We start from the raw sequence: 24179 nt of genomic DNA, 5'->3' as shown, positions 1-24179 counted from the left end.
TTCGCGGGAGAGGGAGGCGGCGAGCGTTTCGCGAAATCTCCCTGAAGCGCGGAATCTGCTCCCTCTCCCGCGCAGCGGGGGAGGGCTGGGGAGGGGGCCTGCGCGCTAAGCTTCCCCCCGCCGCGGCTTGAACAGCTCGCTCAGATCCGGCTCCCCGCAGCGCGCGAGAATGGCGGCGCGGACATGGTCCCGCAACCGCAGCGCGCAGATGAAATCCGCCCCGCCGGCGCGGATCGGCGGCAAAATAGTCAGCGACAGATCCGCCCGGCGCGGAAACCATTGCCCGCCGCGCAACATGCCGCGGGTTCCGCGCAAAACGCCCGGATAGACCGGCAGATCGGCCTCGGCGGCGATCTTGAACGCGCCGAGATAGAAGCCGCAGAGACCCGCGCGGCGGGTGAACGTCCCCTCCGGGAAGAAGACCAGATTGCGCCCCTCCCGCGCCGCGGCCGCGAGCTTCTCCGCATCGGCGACGCTCGCGGCTATGTCGAAGCGCTCGACGAAAAGCGCCCCGAGCCGCCGCAGGAAAGGACCGGCGAAGAATTGCCCGGCGAGCTCCATCTTGGCGACGAAGGCCGGCTCGCCCGGCAGGCGGGCGGCGAGCAGCATCACATCGACATAGCTCGAATGATTGAAGGCGAGCACGGCGCCGCCGGCGGGCAGAAGCTCCAGCCCTTCCGTCGTGATCTTCGCGCCGAGCCCGCGAAGCATGGTTCCGGCGATTTTCCGCACGGCGGACCAGCGCGTCGCGCGGCCGGGCAGACTCATCACCGCGACAAAGGTCGCGAAATAACCCCCGCAGACGAGGAGCCACCACCAGGCGGCGTAGAGCAGCTCGCCCGCCCGCCGCGCCGCGCCGCGCGTCGCCGGCCACAGGCCTGAGAACGCCAGCCGCGCGATCTGGAACCAGACCGGGCCGCGCGGCTCGCCGAGCCGGCCCTCCTCGAACAGCGTCTTGGCGGCGCTGCGGCGGATCTTGCCGCTCGAGGTCTTGGGGGTCGAGCGCGGCGGGACGAAGCGGACCTCATCCGCCGGCGCGCCGCAGACGGCGCCCACAGCGGTCTGGACCTTGGTCTCGAGCGCGCCGAGCGCCTCGGGGACCGTCTCATAGGTCTCGGCGACGACGATCAGCCGTTCCGTGCCCGTTTCCGTATCCGCCACGCCGAAGGCGGCGACGCAGCCCTTGCGGATTCCGTCCACCTCGGCGACGGCCTCCTCGATCTCCTGCGGATAGAGATGGCGCCCGGCGCGAATGACGATATCCTTGACCCTTCCGGTCACATAGAGCTCGCCGCCGGCCATATAGGCGCGGTCGCCGCTGTCGAGCCAGCCGTCGCGAATCAGCGCCTTCGTCTTCTCCTCATTGCGAAAATAGCCCGCGGTCGCGGACGGCCCGCGGAACTCGAGCCGCCCTTCGCGCCGCTCGCCGAGCTCGCGTCCCGCCGCGTCGACGATGCGGATCTCATGGTCCGGCAGCGGCGCGCCGCAGGAGACGATCTCCAGCTTGGGCGAATCCTGCGTGGGCGAATCCTGCTTGGACGAATCCTTCCCCGCCGGCTCGGCGCGTTCGCCCGTCGAAAGCGCGTCGCGGTCGATGCGGTCGATCATCGGCGCGCGGCCGGGCGGCGGGAAGGCGAGGCCCACAGAATTCTCGGCGAGCCCATAGACCGGCGCCATGGCCTCCGCCCGAAAACCATATCTGGCGAATTTCTCGGCGAAACGGCGGATGGTGCGCGGCGAGATCGGCTCGGCGCCATTGGCGACCAGACGCAGCGAGCCGAGATCGAGCCCTTCGATCTGCGCGGGATCGATCTTGTCGAGGCAGAGCTCGAAGGCGAAATTGGGCGCGGCGCTCAGCGTGCCGCGATGGCGATCGATCGCCTCCAGCCAGCTCGCCGGCCGCGACAGAAAGGTGAGCGGCGACATCACATAGAGCGGCGCGCCGAAATGCAGGCAGCCGAGCCAGGCGCCGATCAATCCCATATCGTGATAGAGCGGCAGCCAGCTCACGAAAGTGTCGGCCGAGCTCGCGCCTATGGCGAGGCCCATGGCGCGCACATTGGCCAGAAGATTGGCGTGGCTCAGCACCACGCCTTTGGGATCGCCGGTGCTGCCCGACGTATATTGCAGCATGGCGGTCGCGCCCGCCTCGCGCGTCGGCGGCAGCGGCGCGCCGCTCGCCGCGCTCACGAGATCGGCGACGGCGACGATCTCCTCCAGCGTCTCGACCTGCCGGCGGGCGAGGCCGGCGAGGCGCAGCCCCTCCGGCGCAGTGATGAGCATTTTGACGCCGGCGTTGCGCAATATGCCGATCTGGCGGGTGAGATGCTCCTCGATCTGCGCCATGCGCATCGGCGGATAGATCGGCACGGGAATGGCGCCCGCATAGAGAATGCCGAAAAAGCCGACAAAAAATTCGATTCCCGTCGGCAGCATCAGCGCGATTCGATCGCCCGGCGCGACATCGCGGGCGACGAGCCCTTCCGCCGCCCGGCGCGCGTCGTCGGCGAACCGCCAATAGGTGAGCGCGCCGCCGGGCGTCGCCGCATCGCGCAGAAAGGTGAGGTGCAGGCGCTCGGGATTTTGCGCGGCGTGCCAGTCCAGCGCCTCGGTCAGCGTACGCGCCTCGAAGGCGGCGCGAATATGCGGCAGCGCCTCCCCGGCCGGTGGCTCGACGAAGGGCGGCGGCTCGGCGCCGGGCGCGTGCTCGAGCGCATTCAGCAGATCGCCGACCGTATCGGCGCGGCCGAGCTCCTCGATCGGCAGAGGGGCGTGAAAAGCCCGCTCGAGCCGCATGTTCAATTCGGCGCGCGCCAGGCTGTCGACGCCGAGATCCTGCTCCAGCCGGCTGGACAGGGAAATCTCGGCCGGCGCGTTTCGCCGCGGATGCATCTCCCGCGCAAGCGAGCCGACGACCGCGAACACCTCCCGCCGCGCCGCCTCCTGCGTCGCGCGCCGACGTCCTGGATAATTGGAGACTGCATGCATGGACGCCCCTCCCGCGCCGCTCCCTTGCGACGCAGATAGAGCGGGGTCGGCGGCATTCGACTCTTTTCTGTAACCCGGCGTCGACAGGGCGCCGCGATAATCGCTCCGGTTGCGCTCGCGTCAGCTTCGCGCAAGCCGGACAGCCGAAACTGCGCGCGCGTACGACGCGCCTGGATGGTCTCGAGACATGGTTTCGCCGATTTCCGCCGTCACATCGAGAGCGCCCAGCGTGCGCGCGTTGTCGCGCGTCTCGCCGGTCGCCGCAAAGGCCGAGCCGGTCGAAGAGGCCGCCAGCGCGACGACACTCGTCAAGACGCCGCCCCCCGGCCCCGGGCTTCGGGATGCGCTTCCCGCCGGCTATCGAAATTTCGCCGTGCCGCTCGGCGCCGAGTCGGACGAGCAGCTCTCCCGCGAGGAAGCGGCTGTATTGTCCGCCTATGGGCCGAGCGCTGCGGCGCTCTCCGGCCTTCCGCGCCTCGTCGGCGAACGCATTCCGCTGCGGATCATCGTTCGCGAGGCGCAGGCGGCGGCGCGCTCCGCCGCCGAGGCGCGGGGCGAATCGACCGAGAAATTCCTCGACGAGGCGGCGATCGTTCCGCGCTCGCGCCTGCCGTCGCGCAACGCCGATGACGCCGCGGCGACGATTCGCGCCGCTCTGCTGGTCCGCGACGGCGAGCGCGACACGGCGACCATCGACATTTATCTGACCAAGACCGGACCCGGCGCCTTCGAGGCGACGACCTATGACCGCGACTTCGCCTCGCCTGCGGGCGGCTTTCCCTATTCGGCGCCGCCGCTCTCGGTGGATCGCTTCATTTTCGACCCCGCCTATCAGGCGATCGTCTCGGTCGTCGCCGGCCAGCCGCGCCGGCGCAGCGCGGCGGCGGCGGCCGGCTCCGCATCGCCGCTCGGCTCGTTCATCGTCACCACAGTGATCGGCGTCGCGACTTTCGTCGCCGTCATGCTCACGCTCGCCGCTGGCCAGCCGATTTTCGCCGCCACGATCGCGCTGCTGGGCGCGATGGGCTTCGTCTCCGCCGTGCGGTCGCGCGCAGGCGGCTGAACTGTCGCGGCTGAACTGCCGGCCGAACGGCTTGCGCTCCGGCGCTTCCCCCGCTAACCCTGCGGCCACCCTCAGCAGCCGAACCCATGGAAAGCCGCCGCATGAAAGCCCGCGTCATCGTCACATTGAAGACAGGCGTGCTCGATCCGCAGGGCAAGGCCATAGAAGGGGCGCTCGCCTCGCTCGGCGTCGAGGGCGTCGCCGGCGTGCGGCAGGGCAAAGTGTTCGATATCGAAATCGCGGACTCGGAGCTCGAGGGCGAAGATCGCGCCGGCGCCGAGGCGCGGCTGCGCGCCGCCTGCGAGAAGCTGCTCGCCAACACCGTCATCGAGAACTTCCAGATCGAGATATGATCCCATGAAAGCCGCCGTCATCGTCTTTCCCGGCTCCAATCGCGAAGGCGATATGGCGCGCGCGCTCGCCCAGGCGACCGGCCATGAGCCCGCCATGGTCTGGCATTCGCAGACCGAGCTGCCGGCGGGCACGGATCTCGTCGTGCTGCCGGGCGGCTTTTCCTATGGCGATTATCTGCGCTGCGGGGCCATCGCCGGGCGCGCGGCGATCATGGACGCGGTGCGCGCCCATGCGGCGCGCGGCGGGCTGACGCTCGGCGTCTGCAACGGCTTCCAGATTCTCTGCGAGGGCGGCCTGCTGCCCGGCGTGCTGATGCGCAACGCCAATCTGCGCTTCGTCTGCCGCATGCAGCATTTGCGCGTCGAGCGCGCCGACACCGCTTTCACCAGACACTACCGCCAAGGCCAGACGATCAAAGTGGCCATCGCCCATGGCGAGGGCAATTACGAGGCCGATGACGAGACGATCGCGCGGCTCGAGGGCGAGGGACGCGTCGCCTTCCGCTATTGCGATTCGCTCGGGCGCGTCGGCGGCGAGGCCAATCCCAATGGCTCGCGCAACGACATCGCCGGAATCTATTCCGAGCGGCGCAATGTGCTCGGCCTGATGCCGCATCCGGAAAATCTCATCGATCCGCTGGTCGGCGGAATCGACGGCCGCGGATTATTCGAGAGCCTCGCGGCGGCGTGAGGCTGATCGGCTCGCGCGGCCTTCGCCGCCGGCCCTCTCCCCGCGAGCGGCTATCGAATGCACATCCTCCTCGCCCCCGCGACGTCTTGGCCGGGCTCGTCCCGGCCATCCACGCCAGCACGGCGAGGCGTCTCGAAATTTTGGCGTGACGCCGAAGCTCCAGCGGCGCCCGCCATGAAATGAAATCCGTCGATAGCGGGCGCTTTCCTTTGGTTTCTCAGCTGCTCGGCGTGGATGGCCGGGACGAGCCCGGCCAGGACGGCCGCAGTGTTTCGCGATGTGTGAATCCGATAGCCGCACGCTGCGAGCGGCCGCGAGCTCCGCTAGCGCTCGCGTCTCCTGATCCACACCAGCGCGACAAAAGCCGCCGCCGCGGAGGCGACGCAGATCGCCGCCGCATAGAGCGTGCCCTGCTCATTGTCGGCGAAGAACAGACTCTTCGTGTTCATCCCGAAAATGCCCGAGACGAGAGTCGGCGGCATCAGCAGCGTGCCGAGAATGGTCAGCACATAGAGCTGGCGATTGGTCTCGGCGGTGAGATTGGAGACGATCTCGTCCTGCAGCAGACGCGCGCGCTCCTCCGCCGCCTGCAGCTCCTGCTGCAGCGAATCGAAGCGTTGCGTCAGCCGGCGCAGCGCCGCATGGGTGGGCTGCGAGATGCGCGGCGAGAAGGCGGCGCGCGAGAAGACGCGCTGCCCGTCCGCGAGCTCGCGCCGCAGCCGGATCGTCTGGCGACGCAAGGCGCCGAGCTCGCGCCGCTCGTCATGCGCTTCGTCGTCGAGCACGCGATCTTCGATCTGATTGAATTTGACCAGCAGCCTGTCGAGACCGACGTCTATGGCGACGAGGCTGCGCGACACCAGCGCCTCGAAGAGGTCGAGCGGCGTGGGCAGACGCTGGCCCTCCAGCGCCGCCTGCCGAATGGTCGCCGTCGATTCGACGGCGTAGCGACGCGCGGTGACGATGCAGCGATCGGTGACGGCGACCCGCAACGGGCGCAGCACATCCTCCTCACGCTCGAGATCGCGGCCGTAATCGGCGATCACGCCCCATAGCGCCTGCTCGTCGGCGTCGAGCCGCTGATGGCTGTCCTGGTCGATGAGCAGGGCGCGCGCTTCCGCCGGAATTTGCGTTCGGCCGGCGACCCAGTCGCGATAGCGCAGATCGGCGACATTGAGATGGACCCAGAAATAGCCGCCGACGCCGGAGTCGAGCTGCGGCAATTCGTGATCCGCCATCAGCGTGGACGCTCCGTCCTCGTCGAAGCGCAGGACCCAGAGAAAGGGCGAATCGCCCACGATCGGGCCGCTCGGCGGTGGCTTCATTTTCGCGCGTCCTCGCGGGCGCGCCCCCGCGGCGGCGCCAGTCGCCGCGCCAATAGCGGAAGGATGCGACGTTTCGTCGACAGGCCGCTCTGCGGACGGGTCCGCGCTCATGCGTCGGCTTTCTCGGGCTCACGGACGATCTCCTCCGTGACCGGCGGCGGGAAGCGCCTGCGCCGCCAGTCCTCGGCCGCCTCGAAGCCCGCGCGCAGCGCCCGCCGCGCGGCGTTGGTGCGCGCCTCCGTCACGCGGGAGAACAGAAAGCCGAAGAGGATTGCGGCCGTCATCACCGCCGCCATCGTGATCCAATGGGCGGGGGTCGCCAGCTCGCGCGCCCATAGCGCGCCGAAACGCTGGTCGACAATGGCGCGGGCGAGGATCAGCAGCGGCATATGCACGCTGTAGAGCGAGAAGGAGAAATCGGCGAGACGCCGGTGCAGCTGCGGCCGGAACAGCGCCCAGCCCTCCTGCGGCCCGAAGCGCAGCGACACCACCAGATTGAGGAAGAGGACGGCCGCGAGCAGATCGGCGAGATCGGGGAGGAAAGGAAACGCCACGAGAATGGGGCCGCGCACCAAGAGGCGAATGGGGATGACGGCGGCGACATAAAGAGCGAGCGCGAGCCAGCGCGATTTGACCAGCGGACGCGTCGCCAGCGTCGCCAGCGCGCCGAGGCCCCAGAGCAGATAGCCGAAACGAAACCAGCCGCCAGACGGAATCGACATCACGACGACAATGGCGAGGCCGAGCGCAAATCCCAGCGCGCGCGTCCGCGGCGAATAGGCGCGGGCGAAGGGCAGCAGCAGCAGCGGGAAGGAGATGTAGTACCAGAATTCGCAGGCGAGCGACCACAGCGGCCCATTGGTGCCGAAGAAGTCGCAATAGATCGCCGCGAGATTGCCGAGCGAGCCGAGGAAGAGATCGGCGCGGAAATGGTCCTTGAACACGGGCCAGTCATAGACGCCGCTGTCGCCGAACCAGCTGCGGCCGATCCAATCTACCGCCGCCGTGGCGAGCAGCGCCGGGGCGAGAACGATATAGATGCGCGCGAAGCGATGGATGAGATAATCGCGCAGAAAGGGCTTGTCCTTGCGCAACTGCGCGAGCACCGCGCCGCCGACGAGATAGCCCGAAATGGCGAAGAAGCCGACGACGGCCTGATGACCGAGCTCGAAGCTGACGAAGAACCACCAAGCGTAGACGCTCGCCGAATGCGGAGCGCTCATTATGTCGGCGAGATTGACGAACATATTGGTGGAATGGACGGCGAGCACCAGCAGCGCGCCCACCCAACGACAGGCTTCGATGAATTGCGACAAGAGGACCGGCATGAGTCTCCGATGGCTTTTGGCCTCGCTCGGCTTATAGCCCCTCGGCTCGACCTTGGCCAACCCAGCGCGCGCGCTCGCCGAGACGGGCGCGCCGATCCGCCATGGCGAAAGCCGCCTGCAGCAATCGGCGCAGCGCCGCGGTCCGCGCCTCGGTGGCGAGCGAGAAGACCCAGGCCGCGGCGAGCGCGACGAGAAGGACAGTCGCCGCCGCGATCCAATGCGCCGGCGTCGGAAGAAGTCTGTGCCAGTCCTTGCCGAAAATATGGCCCGTTCCCGCCCAGAAGAAGAAAACGATCGGCATATGCGTGGCGTAGAGCGAGAAGGAGAAATCCGCGAGCCGGCGATGCAGCGCCGCATGGCGCACGCAAAAGCCGGTCTCGCAGAAGCGAAGCGTCGTCAGCAGATTGGCGAAGGTCGCCGCAGTGAGCGCGTCGGCGACGTCGTGCAGCGCCGGATGCGCCTCGACGAAGGGGCCGCGCACGGCGAGCCGCGCGACCACGACGACCGCGAGAAAAAGCAAGAACGACAGATATTTGCCGCGCAGGAGCGGGCGCGGCGCGCGGGCCGCCAGCGCGCCCATCGACCAGATCGCGAAGCCGAAGGGAATACGCGAGGAGGGTAGTGAGAGGAGCAGGAGGAGGAGGACGCCGGCGCAAAAGGCGGCGAGGCGGACCGTCTTAGAATAGCAGCGCGCGAAGGGCAGCAGCAGCAGCGGGAAGAGCAGATAGCACCAGAATTCGCAGGCCAGCGACCAGAGCGGGCCATTGGTGCCCGCCTGGCCGGCCCAGATATGCTGCTGCATGGCGAGCGTCGTGAGAATGCGCGAGGGCTCATAGGCGCCTTCGAGGCCGGCGAGCTCATAGACGCCGGCTCCGGCGAAAAGGTCCCGGCCGAGGGCGTCGAGCGCAAAGGTCAGCGCCAGCGCCGGCGCCAGCACGATATAGATGCGGCTGATGCGATCGATGAAATAGGCGCGCAGGAACGGCCTCTGCCGCTCTATGGCCGTGAAGACGCGGCCGCCGACGAGAAAGCCCGAGAGCACGAAGAAGACCGTCACCGCCTGACGCGAGAAGGCGGCGGCGAACCACCAGACATAGACCAGCGGCCCATGCGGCGCGACCATTATGTCGCTCAAGGCGATGAGCACACCGGCGTGAGCGAGAAGAACGGCGAAAGCAGCGATCCAACGGGCGGCATGGATGAAATTCGATAAAGCGACAGGCATGAAAAAAGCGCTCGTCCGAAAAAGGCGCGGACGAGGCTAGGGAAATGGCGGTCGCGCGTCATCTTGCGGAAAAACCGCAGGCGCGGGCCGGCGGGGCGCCACGGCCGAGCTTGCGGCGCGGCGGCAAAATTGTCGCCTCGCCGGCCGGGGTCCTGTATAGCTGGGCCGCGCGGGGGAGCGGCGAGCAGGAGCTGGACGATCGTGGAGAATTGGACGCCCGGAAGCTGGAGAGCCAGGCCGATCGAGCAGACGCCGGTCTATCGGGATCCGGCGGCGCTCGCCGATGTCGAGCGGCAGCTCGCTGGATTTCCGCCGCTGGTCTTCGCCGGCGAGGCGCGCAATCTGAAGCGCTCGCTGGCGCAAGTGGCGGAGGGCCGCGCCTTTCTGCTGCAGGGCGGCGATTGCGCCGAGAGCTTCAGCGAGCATTCGGCCGACAATATCCGCGATTTCTTCCGCGTCTTCCTGCAAATGTCGGTGGTGCTCACCTATGCGGCGGCCTCGCCCGTGGTCAAGATCGGCCGCATCGCCGGGCAATTCGCCAAGCCGCGCTCCGCCCCCACCGAGAAGCAAGGCGACATCGAGCTGCCGAGCTATCGCGGCGACATCGTCAACGACATAGAATTCACCGCCGCCGCCCGCACGCCCGATCCGCATCGGCAGCTGATGGCCTATCGGCAATCGGCGGCGACGCTCAATCTCCTCCGCGCCTTCGCGACCGGCGGTTTCGCCAATCTCGTCAACGCGCATCGCTGGATGCTGGGCTTCGTGCGCAACAGCCCGCTCTCCGAGCGCTATTCGCAGCTCGCCGACCATATCAGCGAGACGCTCGGCTTCATGCGCGCCATCGGCCTCGATCCGGAGCATCATCCCGAGCTGCGGCAGACGGATTTCTACACCTCTCACGAGGCTCTGCTGCTCGGCTATGAGCAGGCGCTGACGCGCGTCGATTCGCTCGACGGCGGCTATTTCGCCACCTCCGGCCATTTCCTGTGGATCGGCGACCGCACGCGCCAGGAGGACGGCGCCCATATCGAATATTTGCGCGGCGTGCAGAATCCGATCGGCCTCAAATGCGGGCCGAGCCTGAAACCCGACGCGCTGCTGCGCCTCATCGACAGACTCGATCCGCAGAACGAGGCGGGGCGGCTGACGCTCATCTGCCGTTTCGGCGCGGACAAGGCGGCCGAAGCGCTGCCGCCGATCTTGCGCGCCGTCGCCCGCGAGGGGCGCAAAGTCGTGTGGTGCTGCGACCCGATGCATGGCAACACGATCAGCGCCGGCGGCCGCAAGACCCGGCCTTTCGATCGCGTGATGGCGGAAATCCGCAATTTCTTCGAGGTTCACCGCGCCGAGGGGACTTACGCCGGCGGCATTCACCTCGAGATGACGGGACAGAATGTCACCGAATGCATGGGCGGCGCGCGCGATATTTCCGAGCAGGAGCTCGGCGTGCGCTATGACACGACCTGCGATCCGCGCCTCAACGCCGAGCAGGCGATAGAGGTGGCGTTCCTGGTGGCGGAATTGCTGAAGGCCGAGCGGCTCGCGCGCGGCGCGCAGGAGCAGGACGCGGCGGAGTAAAGGCAAATCGGCGATGCGCTCTTGCGAGCCTGAAGGCTCGCGGTCCAAAGCGCTCCCTGGACCGCGAGCCTTCAGGCTCGCAAGCAGCCGTCACTCCGCCGCGGCGTGGACATTGGCGGCGCGAGCCCGCGGGGCGGCGAGGCGGGTGGCGATGAATATGCCCGCCAGCGTCGCCACATAGACGACGACCTGCAGCGCCGTCGGCTGGTCGACATAGCCGATCAACGTATGCAGCACACGGCCGAAGAGGCTCGAATCCGGCAGCACGCCGGAGGTGTCCCACATCGTCTGCGACAGAGCGGTGACGATCCAGGCCTGTTGCAGGAAGCCCGCGCATTGCGCCGCGAGACCGGCCGCGAGCAGAGTGATCATCGCCGTCGTCACCGCGAACAAATGCCGCGCCGGAATGGTGACGAGGCCGAAATAGGTGAGCGCGCTGACCAGCGCGCCGAGCACGAGGCCCGCGACGCCGCCCGCCAAGAGATCGGCCGCCGGCTCGCCGGAGGCCAGAATTCCATAGAGGAACAGCGCCACCTCCGAGCCCTCGCGCAGCACGGCGAGCGCGACGACAAGCGCCAGAGCGAGGAAGGATTTGTCGCCGGAGACGGCGGCGCGGCCGGCGGCCGCCAGCTCGCTCGCGAGCTCGCGGCCATGGCGCGCCATCCATATGTTGTGAGAGGCGAGCATCACCACCGCCACCGCGAGGACGCCGGCGTTGAACAGCTCCTGTCCGCGTCCGGCGACGGCCTGCGACAGCGCATCGGCGAAGAGCGCGACGACGCCAGCGCCGAGCGCGCCCGCGGCCACGCCGCCGAAGACATAGGCCCGCGAGCCGCGCGCCCCGCGCGTGACCGCGAGCACGATGCCGATGACGAGACCCGCCTCTATGACCTCGCGAAAGACGATGATGAGAGCGCCCAGCATTGTTCTGTCCTTACTCGACGACGAGATCGCCCTTGGCGGTCGCCTCGTGATATTCGCCGACGAAATGATAGCGGCCGGGCTTCAGCGGACGCACGCGAACCGTGATCTCGGCGGAGCCGGCGACGACCTTCTCGATCTTGAGCGCCTTGCTCTCGAATTCCTCCGGCGTCGCATCGAGGTTCTTCACGACGATGGTGATCGGCTTGTCGGCGGGCGCGTGCAGCTCGGCAGGCGAGAAGCGATGATCCTTGATGGAGATTTCGAGAGAGGTCTCGTCGGTCGCGCCGGCGGCGCCTGCGCCCGCCGCGAGCGCGGCGGCGACGAGAAGAATTCGGGAGGATGTCATTTCACGCCTTTCGGTGAATCGTTTCGACGCCTTCGCCCACGCCCGCAGTCAGCAAAGCAAGAACCGGCCCAACGCCCACGCGCGACGCCGCCGTCGCGAGCCTGGCCGCGAATGCGCTAGAGCTTGAATATCAAGGTAGTAGAAGGCCTGTCGCGCCACAACGCCTCGAGTTGAGATTGCTTCCAATCTGACTGGACGAAATGTCGCGAGCGCTCAGCCCGGATAGCCGTGGCGCGCCTTGCTCGCCCGCACCAGCGCGACGGCCTGAGCGTCCCGGCCCGCCGAGCAGGCCGCGGCGGCGGCGTCGATCTCGCTGTGAATGGTCGAATAGACGCCCTGATTGACGTGGCCCATGGCGAGGTCGTTGTCCATGATCGCGCGATAGCGAGCGATGGCGCCCGAGCAACCGGCGCCCTCGGGAAGATTGAAACCGGCCGGCGTCGTATTGCGCGTCGCCGGCGCCTCGGCGACGACGGCGGGCTGCATGGAGTTGCAGGCGGCGATGGAGAGGGCCGCGAACGCCGCGGCGAGGAGCTTTGCGGGCGTCATCTTCGAAACCGGTCCTTCTACCTGTTTCCCTCGAGCGAGCCTTCAGGCTCGCATCGCGAGCAATCACCCAGAAACCGTATCACTCGCTCAACAGACGCGCGACGAAAGCCTCTATGCCGGCGACGCGCCGCGGCCGGCGCTGACGCTCGGCGCGCAATATGGCGAGCAGATCGTCGAAGCTGCGCTGCAGATCGTCGTTGACGAGCACATAGTCATATTGCTTCCAACGCTGGATCTCGTTGCGGGCGTTCTCGAGGCGGCGCTCGATCGCCTCGCGCGAATCCTCGGCGCGGCGCTCGAGACGCGCGCGCAGCTCCTTCATCGACGGCGGCAGGATGAAGACGGTGACAGTGTCCGCGCCCATCTTCTCGCGCACCTGCTGCGTGCCCTGATAGTCGATGTCGAAGAGCGCGTCGCGGCCTTCGCCCAATATCTCGTCGACGGGTCCACGCGGCGTGCCGTAATAATTGCCGTGCACCTCGGCCCATTCCAGCAATTCGCCATTGTCGCGCATCGACTCGAAGCGGCTCTTCGAGATGAAGAAATAATGGATGCCGTCGACCTCGCTGGAGCGGCGCGGGCGCGTCGTCACCGAAATGGAGAGGGTGAGGTCGAGCTCGCGGTTCTGCAGCAGCATGCGCGTCAGCGTCGTCTTCCCCGCGCCGGAGGGCGAGGAGAGGATGAGAACGATTCCGCGGCGGTCCGGCGTTATGGGCATCTTTGGTCCAGCGAATAGCGAAGAGCGAATAGGAAGTAGCGAGTAGCGAGTAGCGAGTGGCGCGTCCCTGCTCGCTACTCGCTACTCCCTATTCGCTATTTTCTCCTCACTCAATATTCTGCACCTGCTCGCGCCACTGCTCGACCTCGATCTTGAGCTCGAGGCCGATTGCGGTGAGCGCGCCGTCATTGGATTTGGCGCAGAGCGTGTTGGTCTCACGCGACAATTCCTGGGCGAGGAAATCGAGGCGCCGGCCGATCGGCCCGCCCTTCTCGATGAGCGCGCGGCCGCTCGTCACATGGGCCTTCAGCCGGTCCAACTCCTCGCGAATATCGGCCTTCACCGCGAGCAGCACCGCCTCCTGATGCAGGCGCTGCGAATCGAAGGAATGGCCCGTCTCGAGCAGAGCGGCGATCTGGCTCGCGAGCCGCGCGCGCACCGCCTCGGCCGAGCGGCCCGGCAGCGCTTCCGCCTGCGCGGTCAATTCGCCGATGCGCGCCAGCCGCGCCGTCAGCACATCGCCTATGGCCGCGCCTTCCGCCGCGCGCGAGGCCGCGAGCGCGTCGAGCGCCTGCGCCAGAGTCGCGAGCACCTGCGCGTCGAGCGCATTGCGCTGCTCCTCGTCGTCCTCCTGCTCGATGACCTCGACAATGCCGCGCACGGCGAGCAGACCATCGAGCGACGCCGGTCTCAACGACGCATGCAGCGGCACGTCGTCCAGCGCCTTCAACAGACGCTCGAGCGCGGCGCGATTGACGCGTGTCTCGACGAGCGCGTCGTCGCGCTTGGCGGTGAGATTGGCGAAGCAGGAGCCGCGAGCGATCTTGGCGGCGATGAGCGCGCGCGCCTTCACCTCCACCGCGTCGAAATTGGGCGGGACGCGCAAACGCAGGTCCAGCCCCTTGGAATTGACGGTCTTGATCTCCCAGGCGTAGCGCCACGGTCCGAGACTGTCATGGGCGCGAGCGAAACCGGTCATGCTGGCGAGGGACATTGCGATCCTTGGTAGGGGCGAATAGCGAGCGGCCGTCTATTCGCTACTCACTATTCGCCGTAACCGCTGCTCGCTGTTTCGTCACCGAAACTTCGCCACGTCGGGCACGGTCTTGGCGGAGTTCAAATCCCAGCCGCGGTCGCGCAGCGGATCGAGCGCCGTGCCTTCCGAAGCGTCGAAGGCGCGCGCCCGGGCGGAGCGCGGCGGCTGGCCGGCGTCCGCCGAAGCCGAGAGCGGCAATGGCCGCTCCTCCACGGATAATCCCAGCCGGGCGGCGCGGGCGCGCTGCTCGGCGCGCAGGGCCCCGGAGACCGGATAGCTCGCAGAATCGAGCCCGTCGTCCTCGACAGCCTCCGCGAGCTCGTCGGAGCCGGCCTGCGAATCATCCGAGGCGGCGCTCGCCATCATCATGACGGCTGCGCGCGCCTCGGGCTGCGCGCGCTGCGCGAATTGCGTGGTGAACAGGGGCGTCGCCATCGCGGCCGCGGCGGCGCGCTCGGCGGCGAGCCGCAGGCTCTCCTCATTGTCGCCGGCATATTCGAAAGGAATGGCCGGCAGAGCGGCGCCGATTCGCTTCAACGCGCCATGACGCGGATCGCCCGCCGCGATCGGCGGCTCCATCGTCGCATCGGCGAGCGCGACGAGCCGGCCGATCGCCGCATCGCCGCGCTTCTCGCGCGGGGCCGGCTGCGTCGGCCCGACCACGGAGCCGGGCTCCAGCCGGTCGACGCCCGAGGAGGCCCGGTCCTTCTCGATCTGCCGCCAGCGCTGGACATTGCGCGAATGCTGTTCGAGCGTCTCGGCGAACACATGGCCGCCCGTGCCATCGGCGACGAAATAATACTCCTGCGTGCGCGAGGGATTGGCGACCGCCTCCAGCGCCGCGCGGCCCGGATTGGCGATCGGCCCCGGCGGCAGGCCGTCGACGGCGTAAGTGTTGTAGGGCGTCCACTTCTCGACCTCGGACCTCAATATGCCGCGGCCGAGCGTGGCGCGGCCGCCGACGAGGCCGTAGACGATGGTGGGGTCCGATTGCAGGCGCATGCCCTTGCGCAGGCGGTTGACGAAAACGGCGGCGACGCGCGGGCGCTCGTCGGCCCTGCCGGTCTCCTTCTCGACGATGGAGGCGAGCGTCACCAGCTCATAGGGCGTCTTCACCGGCAGATCGGGATTGCGGCGCGCCCAGATCTGATCGAGCAGCTTGCGCTGATCCTCCTGCATCTTCAGCAGCAGCTTGGCGCGTGGATAGCCGCGCGCGACCTTATAGGTCTCCGGCAGCAGCGCGCCTTCCTTGGGCAGTTCCGCCATGTCGCCGGCCAGAAAGTCGCTCTCGCGCAGCCGCGAGACGATCTGCTCGGTCGTCAGCCCCTCGGGAATGGTCACGCCATGCAGGATCTGCCGGCCATTGACCAGCTCGTCCATGACCTCGCGCAGGCTGGCGTTCTGCTTGAACGCATATTCGCCGGGCTTCAGCTTGCCGCGCACGCCCTCGATGACCAGCGCGATATTCATCAGCATGGGATTGTCGATGACGCCGTCCCGCTCGAGCTGCGCGAGAATCTCGGGGACGTCGCTGTGCGGAGCGATATAGACGATCTTCTCGGCGGCGAGCGGACCCGGCTCGCGCAGCTTGTGCAGCACGGCGATGAGGCCGAAGACGCCGGCCACGGCGAGCACCAGCAGGAAGGAGAGGAAGCTGCTGACCACGGAGAGCGCTCCCTCGCGCTTCTTCGCGCGCGGAGGAGGCGGAGGCGGCGCGTCCGGCTGCAACGCCCCGCCGGGGCTGCGCAGGCTGGCGCGGCGGCGAAAGAAAGAGGAGGACTCCTCGCCCTTGGGTTCGGATTTGGGGGCGGGCGCGGCGTCCTTCGGCGTCTCGGACGAATCGTTTGGAGCATCGCTCATCGGGAAACTCCGTCTCTTGGGTTTCGGGCCGCGTCGTGATTCGGATCAAAACCAAATTCGCCGACCAGAAAAAACGCGACGGACCGACAATAAAGCGCCGCCGCGCCGCGCTCGGAAAGAAATGCGACGACTTTGCGGCGCCCCCCCGCGTCCGTTACCCTATCGTTCTTTGTGGCGAAATCAGGAACGGCCTCTCGTCCACAGGCGCGAGCGGAAGCGCGGCCGCGCCCCTCATTGCGGACGCCGGAAGACGAGGGACGCGTTGGTGCCGCCGAAACCGAAGGAATTGGACAAAACGATATCGATTTTCCGCTCCCGCGCCTTGTGCGGCACGAGGTCTATTTCGGTCTCGACCGAAGGATTGTCCAGATTGCGCGTGGGCGGCGCGACGCCGTGATTGAGCGCCAATATGGAATAGATCGCCTCCACGGCTCCGGCCGCGCCGAGCAGATGTCCGATCGCCGATTTGGTCGAGGACATGGACAGGCGCGGCGTCTCATTGCCGACGAGCCGCTGCACCGCCGAAAGCTCGATCTCGTCGCCGAGCGGCGTCGATGTGCCGTGCGAATTGACATAGTCCACGTCGGACACGCTGACGCCGGCGCGCTTCAGCGCGATCTCCATGCAGCGATAGGCGCCGTCGCCATCCGGCGCGGGCGCCGTGATGTGATAGGCGTCGCCCGACATGCCATAGCCGATGAGCTCGGCATAGATTTTCGCGCCGCGCGCCATGGCGTGCTCATAGGATTCGAGCACGACGCAACCCGCGCCCTCGCCCATGACGAAGCCGTCGCGATCGCGGTCATAGGGACGCGATCCCGCCTCGGGGCGATCGTTGAAGCCGGTCGACAGCGCCTTGCAGGCGGCGAAGCCCGCGACGCCGATGCGGTTCACCGGCGATTCGGCCCCGCCGGCGACCATCACCTCCGCCTCGCCGAGCGCGATCAGCCGGCCCGCGTCGCCGATGGCGTGCGCGCCGGTCGAGCAGGCCGTGACGACGGCGTGATTGGGGCCCTTGAGGCGGTGCATGATCGACACATAGCCGGAGGCCAGATTGATGATGCGGCCGGAGATGAAGAAGGGCGACACGCGCCGCGGACCCTTGTCCTTCAGCGTGACCGAGGTCTCGTAGATTCCGCCGAGCCCGCCTATGCCGGAGCCGATCAGAACGCCGGTCGAATTCTGCTTCTCGGGCGTGTCCGCCACCCATCCGGCGTCGGCCAGCGCCTGAGTCGCCGCGCTGACGCCATAGATGATGAAGTCGTCGACCTTGCGCTGCTCCTTCGGCTCGAACCAGGCGTTCGGATCGAAGGTTCCGTCGGTTCCGTCGCCGCGCGGCACGAAACCTGCTATTTGACACGGGAGGTCCGACGCCTCGAAAGTATCGATGCGACGAAAGCCGTGTTCTCCGGCGATCAACCGTCGCCAATTGACGTCCACGCCACAGCCCAACGGCGAAACGATGCCGAGACCAGTGACCACCACCCTGCGCATGGATTCTCTTCTCGAGCGCTATGCCTTACTTTTCAGTGAGTGTCTCGAAACCGCGACAGCGCGGATCGTCCGACGATCCGCGTCGCGAAGGCTCGTCGCCTCAAGCCGCCTTGGCTTTTTCGAGATAGTTGATCGCGTCGCCGACCGTGTTGATCTTCTCGGCCTCTTCGTCCGGGATCTCGACGCCGAACTCCTCCTCGAAGGCCATGACCAGCTCGACGGTATCGAGCGAGTCGGCCCCGAGATCGTCGACGAAAGACGCCTCCGGCTTCACCTCTTCTTCTTTGACGCCGAGATGTTCGACAACGATACTCTTAACGCGCGGGGCGATATCGCTCATCTGCTCTGATCCTCGTTCGATCGCTCTGCTGACACCGATGTGGCGGATCCCGAGTTCGGCTCGGACCACGCTCGATCGCTTCAGGGGTAAACTACGTCACATTTCTGCGGTTTCGCTCGCACGATCCGCCGAAATGTCGCCATTGGGAGGCGGGCCGATTGGCCGGCCCGAATTGCTCTTACGGCGTCGCCCCCGGCCAGCGACGCGTCTGGTAGCATAATTAATTCGCCGTGGCGAGAGGCGCCCCGCGGCAATTCGGGGGCTTCAGATCATCGCCATTCCGCCATTCACATGCAGAGTCTGGCCGGTCACATAGGCCGCCTCCTCGCTCGAAAGATAGACCACGGCGGCGGCGACATCGGCCCCCGTTCCGAGCCGCCCGGCCGGCACGGCGCGCAGAATCGTCTGTTTCTGCGTCTCGTTCAGCGCGTCGGTCATCGGGCTCTCGATGAAGCCCGGCGCGACGCAATTGACGGTGATGTTGCGCGAGGCGACCTCGGCCGCCAGCGACTTGGTCATGCCGATCATGCCGGCCTTGGCGGCGGCGTAATTCCCTTGGCCGGCGTTGCCGGTGACGCCGACGATCGAGGTGATGCCGATGATGCGCCCGAAGCGCTTGCGCATCATGCCGCGCAGCGCCGCCCGCGACAGGCGAAAGGCCGAGGTGAGATTGACGTTCAGCACCGCGTCCCAATCCTCGTCCTTGAGGCGCATGAACAGCATGTCGCGGGTGATTCCGGCGTTGTTGACCAGAATATCCAGCCCGCCCATGGCCTTTTCCGCCGCCGGGACCAGCGCCTCGGCCTGCGCCTTGTCGGAGAGGTCGCAGGGCAGCACATGGACGCGGTCGCCGAGCTCGGCGGCGAGCGTGGCCAGCGCCTCCTCGCGCGTTCCCGAAAGCGCCACGACCGCGCCGCTCTTATGCAGCGCGCGCGCGATGTCCCGGCCGATGCCGCCGCTCGCGCCGGTGACCAGCGCCGTCTTGCCGCTCAGTTCGAACATCTTTCCCCCCCTCGCCGCCGCTTTCGTCGCGCGGCTTCGCGAAACTCGATGCGCTTCTATAGGGCGCCGGCCGCGCGGCGCGCAATCGGAGGGCGGGGCGCCTTTCTTTGTCGCCTTAGGTAGTTTCGCGGAGAGAAAAACCTGATCAGTCATAGTACAAATTCAGCAACTCGTAATTACTTAGGGGTGCTTTTTTATCACACCGCCGACAGAAAGCAGCGATAGGCTCGAATATAGCCTTTTTAGGCGTTTACAGTGTCAGCATTTTACGAAATCTTGGCTCCGCAGCGGTTCGAATGCTTTTGTTGCTGGGGTCGAACAGCGAGATTGGCGTGTGTGCGCCGAGTTTATAGAGAATTGAAGGAGCCATCTATGAAACACAGGATTTCCGTTCTGGCGATCTCTACGGCGCTGCTCGCCGGCTCGGCCAGTGCGGCCGATCTGCCCTCCCGCAAAGAAGTCGTGCCGGTCTTCATCCCGCCGCCAGTTTTTTCCTGGACCGGCCCCTATGTCGGCCTGAACATCGGCGGCGGCTGGGTCGACCGCAGCCGCAACAACAACAATTGGGCCTGGGGCGGGAACAACAACAACGGCAACAACAGCGGCGGCGTCGTCGGCGGCGTCCAGCTCGGCTGGAACTATCAGATCTCGCCGCTCTTCGTCGTCGGCCTCGAGACGGATATCCAGGGCACGAGCATCGGCAGCGGCCGCAACAACAATAATAATTGGTGGGGCGGCTTGGGCAATGTCGATCGCGTGCGCGTGCCGTGGTTCGGCACTGTGCGCGCCCGTATCGGCCTCGCGCTGCTCGATTCGCGGCTCCTGATCTACGGCACCGGCGGCTTCGCCTATGGCGAGGTGGATCGTCCCTTGATCGGCTGGTGGGGCAACAACAACAATGATGTGCGCGGCGGCTGGACCGCCGGCGGCGGCGTCGAATGGGCTTTCCTGCCCAATTGGTCGGCCAAGCTCGAATATCTCTATACGGAGCTCAACGACAACGCCAACAACAACAATAATAATTGGTTGCTGCTCGCGCCGGTCATTGCGCCCGGCCCTCTCGGCGTCGGGGCTTTGGGCTGGAACTGGAACCGCCGCACGCAGGTCAACACTGTGCGCGCCGGGGTCAATTACCACTTCAATCTCTTCAGCCCCATTCCCGTGGTGGCGAGATACTGAAGCGTCCTCCTCCTCCCGGACGGAGAGCCCGGCCCGCGCGGCCGGGCTCTTTTTTTCGCGCTCAGGCGAAAGCGCGATAGGCGTCGAGATCCTCCGGCGCGCCAACGGTGAGGCCCGCGGCCCCGGAGACGATGCGCTTCAACAGGCCGGTCAGCACTTTGCCGGCGCCGCATTCGACGAATTTGTCGACGCCCTCGCCGGCCATGAAGACGACGCATTCGCGCCAGCGCACAGTTCCCGTCACCTGCTCGACGAGAAGGCTGCGGATATCGTCCGGCGAAACGACGGGCCGCGCCGTCACATTGGCGACCACGGCGACCTTGGGCGCGAGGATCGTCGTCGTCGCCAGCGCCTCGCGCATGGCGTCGGCGGCGCCTCGCATCAGCGCGCAATGGAAGGGGGCCGAGACGGGCAGCGCCACGGCGCGCTTCACGCCGCGCTCCTTGGCGATGAGAATCGCCTTCTCGACCGCACCCTTGGCGCCGGAGACGACGATCTGGCCGCCGCCATTGTCATTGGCGACCTGGCAGACCTCGCCCGCCGCCACGGCGGCGGCCTCGGCGATGGCGCGGGCGGCCTCCAGCTCGACGCCGATGAGCGCGGCCATCGCGCCCGCGCCGACCGGAACCGCCGCCTGCATCGCCTGCCCGCGCAGACGCAGCAGGCGGGCGGTGTCGGCGATGGAGAGCGCCCCTGCGGCGGCGAGCGCCGAATATTCGCCGAGCGAATGGCCGGCGACGAATTTCGCGTCGCGGGAAAGATCGAGCCCGGCCTCGGCCTCGAGCACACGGATAGCGGCGAGCGAGACCGCCATCAGCGCCGGCTGGGCGTTGGTGGTGAGTGTCAGCTCCGCTTCCGGGCCCTCGAACATGATCGTCGAGAGAGGCGCGCCGAGCGCGGCGTCCACTTCCTCATAGACGGCGCGCGCCTGAGGAAAGGCCTCGCCGAGCGCCTTGCCCATGCCGACCGCCTGCGATCCCTGCCCCGGAAATACGAATGCCTTCGCCATGCGCTGCTCGTCCCTCTTTTGGATTGACGAGCGCCGAGTGGCGCAGGCGGGGGCGAGTGTCAAGCCTGACGGCGACGAACGCGACCGCTCAATGGAGGAAGAGCTTCAGCGCCACGGCGGAAAGAATGGCGATGACAAAGCCGAGCATCCATTTGATGACGGCCATATCGTTCTCGATCTTGGAAAATCGGCTTTCGTAAACGGTCAGCGCCTCCGCCGCTCGACGAGCCTTCTCCTCCGGCGCTCCAGCCGAGACAAAGGCGTCGTAGACCTCGGAAATCATAATGCTCATGTCGAGTCCCTGTCGCCAAAAGCCACTTTTACGGTCGGCGCCTCATAAAACATAGCGCGGAAAGGGTCTGCGCGCGAGAGGCGCTCGTCGCCAACGCGCGCGCCCCGCCCGATCTCGCTCCCCTCGTCACCCCGCCGGCCGGTTCTTGATCAGATCCTCCACCACGCTCGGATCGGCGAGCGTCGACGTATCGCCCAGCGCGCCGAATTCATTCTCCGCGATCTTGCGCAATATGCGCCGCATGATCTTGCCGGAGCGCGTCTTCGGCAGGCCGGGCGCGAATTGGATCACATCCGGCGAGGCGATGGCGGAAATCTCCTTGCGCACGAAATCGACCAGCTCCTTGCGCAGACGCTCGGACGGCAGGGCGCCGCCCATCAAGGTCACATAGGCGTAAATGCCCTGGCCCTTGATCGCATGCGGGAAGCCGACGACCGCCGCCTCGGCGACCTTCTCATGGGCGACGAGCGCGCTCTCTATCTCCGCCGTGCCGAGGCGATGGCCGGAGACATTGATGACGTCGTCGACGCGGCCGGTGATCCAATAATAGCCGTCGGAATCGCGCCGGCAGCCGTCGCCGGTGAAATATTTGCCCGGATAGGCGGTGAAATAGGTCTGCACGAAACGCTCGTGATCGCCGAACACGGTGCGCGCCTGTCCCGGCCAGCTATCGGCGATGACCAGATTGCCCTCGCAGGCGCCCTCGAGGACTTTGCCATTGGCGTCGACGATCTCCGGCTGCACGCCGAAGAAGGGAAGCGTCGCCGAGCCCGGCTTCAACGCCGTCGCGCCCGGCAACGGCGAGATCAGAATGCCGCCCGTCTCCGTTTGCCACCATGTATCGACGATGGGGCAACGGCCCTCGCCGACGACGCGGTGATACCACTCCCAGGCTTCCGGATTGATCGGCTCGCCGACCGAGCCGAGCAGGCGCAGAGATTTGCGGCTGGTCTTTTTCACCGGCTCCTCGCCCGCGCTCATCAGCGCGCGGATCGCCGTCGGCGCGGTATAGAAGATGTCGACCTTGTGCTTGTCGATCACTTCCCAGAAGCGCGAGACGGTCGGATAATTCGGCACGCCTTCGAACATCAGCGTCGTCGCGCCATTGGCGAGCGGGCCATAGACGATATAGCTGTGGCCCGTCACCCAGCCCACATCCGCCGTGCACCAATAAACGTCGCCCTCGCGATAATCGAAGACGAGCTCATGGGTGAGCGAGGCGTGGACGAGATAGCCGCCCGTCGTATGCAGCACGCCTTTGGGCTTTCCGGTCGAGCCCGATGTGTAGAGGATGAACAGCGGATCCTCGGCGCCGACCTCGGCGTAAGGGCAATCCTCGGGAACCTTCTTCGCCTCGTCCTCGTAACGGAAATCGCGGCCGGGCTTCATATCCACTTTCGCGCCGGTGCGCGTGACGACGATGACGGTCTTGGCGGAGACCTTCTCCAGCGCGGCGTCGACATTGTCCTTGAGCGGCGATTTGCGGCCGCCGCGCACGCCTTCATCCGCCGTGATGACGACATCCGATTGCGCATCTTCTATGCGGCCGGCGAGCGCGTCCGGCGAGAAGCCGCCGAACACCACCGAATGCACGGCCCCGATGCGCGCGCAGGCGAGCATGGCGTAGGCGGCCTCCGGTATCATCGGCAGATAGATCGTCACCCGATCGCCTTTGCGCACATTATGCGCCTTCAGCACATTGGCGAAACGGCAGACCTGCTCGTGCAATTCGCGATAGGTGATGTGACGCGAGAGCGAGGGGTCGTCGCCCTCCCATATGATCGCGACTTGATCGGCGCGATGCGGAAGATGCCGATCGATGCAGTTCATCGCGACATTGGTGGAGCCGTCGCCGAACCATTCGATCGCGACATTATGCGTGTCGAAGCTGACGTCTTTCACGCGCGTGAACGGCGCGATCCATTCGATGCGCTGCGCCTGCTCCGCCCAGAAACCATTCGGATCGGCGACGGAGCGCCGGTAGAGCTCTGCATATTGCTCGGCGTCTATACGCGCTTCCTTGCCCCAGGCCTCCGGCACAGCATAGATCTTGTCAGACATTCGAGCGTTCCCTCGGGTGACCGCGGCGCGTTGGCGCGCCGTCTGCTTTGTCGTCAATATGACCTTTTTCGTCGCCTCGGGCTATGGCGTCCTCGCGCCAGGGGCGCCCGCCTTTTCGGCGCCGCGAGCCTGGCCGGGCTCTGCGACGCGGCGCCGCGCGGGCGCGACATCAGGTCGCAGATCGTTTCGAAGTGCTACGTATTACAGGAGCAATGCGCATGCTGCGAGCTGAATTTCTTCCCGGCGAGAGACTGGTCGGCGCCGGATTTGCGGCTCTTTTAGACGGCGTGACGCCCCAATGCCTTCGAGGAGCCGAGATGAAGACCCCTTTGTTCGACGACATTCGCGAACTATGCCTTCGCCGTTGCGACACGATTTTCTATTCCCTCGTGGCGATCGTCGCCCTGGCCCGCGCGATCGTCGACTTCCAGGACGGCGCCTTCAGCCTCGAGCTCTATTCGATGCTCGTCAATATCGTCGGCTATCGCGAATTGCTGCGGCTGTTCCTGTGGGCGCGCGAGAATCCGCGCTATGCGATCGCCTCGCTCTATGGCGCGGTCATCGCTTCGGCGCTGCCGGTCATGTTCTCGCATCCCAGCGCCTTCCTCTTCGAATGCACGGTCTATCTGCTGCTGCGCCTTGCCGCTCATATGCTGTTCGGCCTCGATGAGAAGATCGTCATCAAGCTGTATCGCGAAGTGCTGTTCGATTATTACAATCGCAAGCCGCCGCAGAAGCGCGACCGCAAGCGTCGTAAATCTCTGCTCGAGCGTCTCGGCCTCGAGGAAGGCTTCGCTCCGGGGACGGCGTGAGCT

Annotated in this window: 22 protein-coding genes; 6 read left to right on the top strand and 16 right to left on the bottom strand. The window is 66.7% G+C overall.

Annotation, left to right across the window (positions count from 1 at the left end; translation table 11 throughout):
• Positions 1 to 105: 105 nt before the first annotated feature.
• Positions 106 to 2988 carry an AMP-binding protein gene (locus AC6IY7_RS07880; protein WP_497782506.1) on the bottom strand — a complete coding sequence of 961 codons (2883 nt, stop codon included), beginning with the start codon at positions 2986 to 2988 and terminating at the stop codon, positions 106 to 108.
• 229 nt (positions 2989 to 3217) lie between these two features.
• On the opposite strand from AC6IY7_RS07880, the gene AC6IY7_RS07875 reads away from it, so the two are divergent.
• From AC6IY7_RS07875 to purQ, 3 genes are all read left to right on the top strand, one after another.
• Complete coding sequence (locus tag AC6IY7_RS07875) at positions 3218 to 4051, top strand: hypothetical protein (RefSeq protein WP_497782505.1); 834 nt, start codon at positions 3218 to 3220, stop codon at positions 4049 to 4051.
• Positions 4052 to 4152: 101 nt separating this feature from the next.
• Positions 4153 to 4404, top strand: coding sequence for a phosphoribosylformylglycinamidine synthase subunit PurS (gene purS, locus AC6IY7_RS07870; protein WP_497782504.1), 252 nt, complete (start codon positions 4153 to 4155; stop codon positions 4402 to 4404).
• 4 nt (positions 4405 to 4408) lie between these two features.
• Entirely contained in the window at positions 4409 to 5095 is a 687-nt protein-coding gene (gene purQ, locus AC6IY7_RS07865) for a phosphoribosylformylglycinamidine synthase subunit PurQ (protein WP_497782503.1), read from the top strand.
• Between the two features lie 323 nt (positions 5096 to 5418).
• On the opposite strand, the gene AC6IY7_RS07860 is transcribed toward purQ, so the two are convergent.
• The 3 genes from AC6IY7_RS07860 to AC6IY7_RS07850 all read right to left on the bottom strand — a co-directional run bounded on the left by AC6IY7_RS07860 (position 5419) and on the right by AC6IY7_RS07850 (position 8973).
• A complete protein-coding gene (locus AC6IY7_RS07860) occupies positions 5419 to 6420 on the bottom strand; it encodes a CorA family divalent cation transporter (protein WP_497782502.1) in 1002 nt (333 codons plus the stop codon).
• Positions 6421 to 6527: 107 nt separating this feature from the next.
• Entirely contained in the window at positions 6528 to 7748 is a 1221-nt protein-coding gene (locus AC6IY7_RS07855) for an acyltransferase family protein (RefSeq protein ID WP_497782501.1), read from the bottom strand.
• Positions 7749 to 7779: 31 nt separating this feature from the next.
• The gene (locus tag AC6IY7_RS07850; protein ID WP_497782500.1) at positions 7780 to 8973 is read right to left on the bottom strand and encodes an acyltransferase family protein; all 1194 of its coding nucleotides are present in this window, start codon (positions 8971 to 8973) and stop codon (positions 7780 to 7782) included.
• A gap of 201 nt (positions 8974 to 9174) precedes the next feature.
• On the opposite strand from AC6IY7_RS07850, the gene AC6IY7_RS07845 reads away from it, so the two are divergent.
• Positions 9175 to 10554 (top strand): class II 3-deoxy-7-phosphoheptulonate synthase, encoded by a 1380-nt coding sequence (locus AC6IY7_RS07845; protein WP_497782499.1) that lies wholly within the window; start codon positions 9175 to 9177, stop codon positions 10552 to 10554.
• A 90-nt stretch (positions 10555 to 10644) separates the two neighbouring features.
• Here the strand turns inward: AC6IY7_RS07845 and AC6IY7_RS07840 are convergent, their stop codons facing one another.
• The 9 genes from AC6IY7_RS07840 to fabG all read right to left on the bottom strand — a co-directional run bounded on the left by AC6IY7_RS07840 (position 10645) and on the right by fabG (position 18823).
• Positions 10645 to 11478, bottom strand: coding sequence for an FTR1 family iron permease (locus AC6IY7_RS07840; protein WP_497782498.1), 834 nt, complete (start codon positions 11476 to 11478; stop codon positions 10645 to 10647).
• A gap of 10 nt (positions 11479 to 11488) precedes the next feature.
• Complete coding sequence (locus AC6IY7_RS07835) at positions 11489 to 11824, bottom strand: cupredoxin domain-containing protein (protein WP_497782497.1); 336 nt, start codon at positions 11822 to 11824, stop codon at positions 11489 to 11491.
• A gap of 213 nt (positions 11825 to 12037) precedes the next feature.
• The gene (locus AC6IY7_RS07830; protein WP_497782496.1) at positions 12038 to 12373 is read right to left on the bottom strand and encodes a hypothetical protein; all 336 of its coding nucleotides are present in this window, start codon (positions 12371 to 12373) and stop codon (positions 12038 to 12040) included.
• Positions 12374 to 12452: 79 nt separating this feature from the next.
• Complete coding sequence (gene gmk / locus AC6IY7_RS07825) at positions 12453 to 13091, bottom strand: guanylate kinase (RefSeq protein ID WP_497782495.1); 639 nt, start codon at positions 13089 to 13091, stop codon at positions 12453 to 12455.
• A 106-nt stretch (positions 13092 to 13197) separates the two neighbouring features.
• Positions 13198 to 14085, bottom strand: a complete 888-nt coding sequence (locus tag AC6IY7_RS07820; protein WP_497782494.1) for a YicC/YloC family endoribonuclease — start codon at positions 14083 to 14085, stop codon at positions 13198 to 13200.
• An 81-nt stretch (positions 14086 to 14166) separates the two neighbouring features.
• Positions 14167 to 15987: an endolytic transglycosylase MltG gene (mltG, locus tag AC6IY7_RS07815; RefSeq protein WP_497782493.1), complete on the bottom strand. Its 1821-nt coding sequence runs from the start codon at positions 15985 to 15987 to the stop codon at positions 14167 to 14169.
• Positions 15988 to 16218: 231 nt separating this feature from the next.
• Entirely contained in the window at positions 16219 to 17481 is a 1263-nt protein-coding gene (gene fabF, locus AC6IY7_RS07810) for a beta-ketoacyl-ACP synthase II (protein WP_497782492.1), read from the bottom strand.
• A 100-nt stretch (positions 17482 to 17581) separates the two neighbouring features.
• Positions 17582 to 17821, bottom strand: coding sequence for an acyl carrier protein (locus tag AC6IY7_RS07805; RefSeq protein ID WP_024878155.1), 240 nt, complete (start codon positions 17819 to 17821; stop codon positions 17582 to 17584).
• Between the two features lie 264 nt (positions 17822 to 18085).
• Positions 18086 to 18823, bottom strand: a complete 738-nt coding sequence (gene fabG / locus AC6IY7_RS07800) for a 3-oxoacyl-[acyl-carrier-protein] reductase (RefSeq protein WP_497782491.1) — start codon at positions 18821 to 18823, stop codon at positions 18086 to 18088.
• A 372-nt stretch (positions 18824 to 19195) separates the two neighbouring features.
• Here fabG and AC6IY7_RS07795 point away from each other — a divergent pair, with 372 nt between their 5' ends.
• Positions 19196 to 20002, top strand: a complete 807-nt coding sequence (locus AC6IY7_RS07795; protein ID WP_497782490.1) for an outer membrane protein — start codon at positions 19196 to 19198, stop codon at positions 20000 to 20002.
• A gap of 61 nt (positions 20003 to 20063) precedes the next feature.
• Here AC6IY7_RS07795 and fabD read toward each other — a convergent pair whose 3' ends face one another.
• The 3 genes from fabD to acs all read right to left on the bottom strand — a co-directional run bounded on the left by fabD (position 20064) and on the right by acs (position 23364).
• Complete coding sequence (fabD, locus tag AC6IY7_RS07790) at positions 20064 to 21011, bottom strand: ACP S-malonyltransferase (protein ID WP_497782489.1); 948 nt, start codon at positions 21009 to 21011, stop codon at positions 20064 to 20066.
• An 88-nt stretch (positions 21012 to 21099) separates the two neighbouring features.
• Positions 21100 to 21303, bottom strand: coding sequence for an integrase (locus tag AC6IY7_RS07785; protein ID WP_497782488.1), 204 nt, complete (start codon positions 21301 to 21303; stop codon positions 21100 to 21102).
• 126 nt (positions 21304 to 21429) lie between these two features.
• On the bottom strand, positions 21430 to 23364 hold the full coding sequence (gene acs / locus AC6IY7_RS07780) for an acetate--CoA ligase (protein WP_497782487.1): 1935 nt from the start codon (positions 23362 to 23364) through the stop codon (positions 21430 to 21432).
• 317 nt (positions 23365 to 23681) lie between these two features.
• Between acs and AC6IY7_RS07775 the strand changes: the two genes are divergently transcribed.
• Positions 23682 to 24176 (top strand): hypothetical protein, encoded by a 495-nt coding sequence (locus AC6IY7_RS07775; protein WP_497782486.1) that lies wholly within the window; start codon positions 23682 to 23684, stop codon positions 24174 to 24176.
• Positions 24177 to 24179: the final 3 nt, after the last annotated feature.

The sequence above is a fragment of the Methylosinus sp. is20ea genome, assembly GCF_059718135.1.
This window is presented reverse-complemented; position numbering and strand designations above follow the sequence as displayed.

What these genes read in the sequence shown, in the direction of transcription:
- AC6IY7_RS07805 (WP_024878155.1), bottom strand. Translation starts at nt 17,821, where the DNA reads ATGAGCGATATCGCCCCGCGCGTTAAGAGTATCGTTGTCGAACATCTC.
- AC6IY7_RS07820 (WP_497782494.1), bottom strand. Translation starts at nt 14,085, where the DNA reads ATGTCCCTCGCCAGCATGACCGGTTTCGCTCGCGCCCATGACAGTCTC.
- AC6IY7_RS07830 (WP_497782496.1), bottom strand. Translation starts at nt 12,373, where the DNA reads ATGACGCCCGCAAAGCTCCTCGCCGCGGCGTTCGCGGCCCTCTCCATC.
- fabF (WP_497782492.1), bottom strand. Translation starts at nt 17,481, where the DNA reads ATGCGCAGGGTGGTGGTCACTGGTCTCGGCATCGTTTCGCCGTTGGGC.
- fabD (WP_497782489.1), bottom strand. Translation starts at nt 21,011, where the DNA reads ATGGCGAAGGCATTCGTATTTCCGGGGCAGGGATCGCAGGCGGTCGGC.
- AC6IY7_RS07795 (WP_497782490.1), top strand. Translation starts at nt 19,196, where the DNA reads ATGAAACACAGGATTTCCGTTCTGGCGATCTCTACGGCGCTGCTCGCC.
- purQ (WP_497782503.1), top strand. Translation starts at nt 4,409, where the DNA reads ATGAAAGCCGCCGTCATCGTCTTTCCCGGCTCCAATCGCGAAGGCGAT.
- AC6IY7_RS07850 (WP_497782500.1), bottom strand. Translation starts at nt 8,973, where the DNA reads ATGCCTGTCGCTTTATCGAATTTCATCCATGCCGCCCGTTGGATCGCT.
- AC6IY7_RS07840 (WP_497782498.1), bottom strand. Translation starts at nt 11,478, where the DNA reads ATGCTGGGCGCTCTCATCATCGTCTTTCGCGAGGTCATAGAGGCGGGT.
- mltG (WP_497782493.1), bottom strand. Translation starts at nt 15,987, where the DNA reads ATGAGCGATGCTCCAAACGATTCGTCCGAGACGCCGAAGGACGCCGCG.
- AC6IY7_RS07835 (WP_497782497.1), bottom strand. Translation starts at nt 11,824, where the DNA reads ATGACATCCTCCCGAATTCTTCTCGTCGCCGCCGCGCTCGCGGCGGGC.
- fabG (WP_497782491.1), bottom strand. Translation starts at nt 18,823, where the DNA reads ATGTTCGAACTGAGCGGCAAGACGGCGCTGGTCACCGGCGCGAGCGGC.
- gmk (WP_497782495.1), bottom strand. Translation starts at nt 13,091, where the DNA reads ATGCCCATAACGCCGGACCGCCGCGGAATCGTTCTCATCCTCTCCTCG.
- AC6IY7_RS07775 (WP_497782486.1), top strand. Translation starts at nt 23,682, where the DNA reads ATGAAGACCCCTTTGTTCGACGACATTCGCGAACTATGCCTTCGCCGT.
- acs (WP_497782487.1), bottom strand. Translation starts at nt 23,364, where the DNA reads ATGTCTGACAAGATCTATGCTGTGCCGGAGGCCTGGGGCAAGGAAGCG.
- AC6IY7_RS07880 (WP_497782506.1), bottom strand. Translation starts at nt 2,988, where the DNA reads ATGCATGCAGTCTCCAATTATCCAGGACGTCGGCGCGCGACGCAGGAG.
- AC6IY7_RS07855 (WP_497782501.1), bottom strand. Translation starts at nt 7,748, where the DNA reads ATGCCGGTCCTCTTGTCGCAATTCATCGAAGCCTGTCGTTGGGTGGGC.
- AC6IY7_RS07785 (WP_497782488.1), bottom strand. Translation starts at nt 21,303, where the DNA reads ATGAGCATTATGATTTCCGAGGTCTACGACGCCTTTGTCTCGGCTGGA.
- AC6IY7_RS07860 (WP_497782502.1), bottom strand. Translation starts at nt 6,420, where the DNA reads ATGAAGCCACCGCCGAGCGGCCCGATCGTGGGCGATTCGCCCTTTCTC.
- purS (WP_497782504.1), top strand. Translation starts at nt 4,153, where the DNA reads ATGAAAGCCCGCGTCATCGTCACATTGAAGACAGGCGTGCTCGATCCG.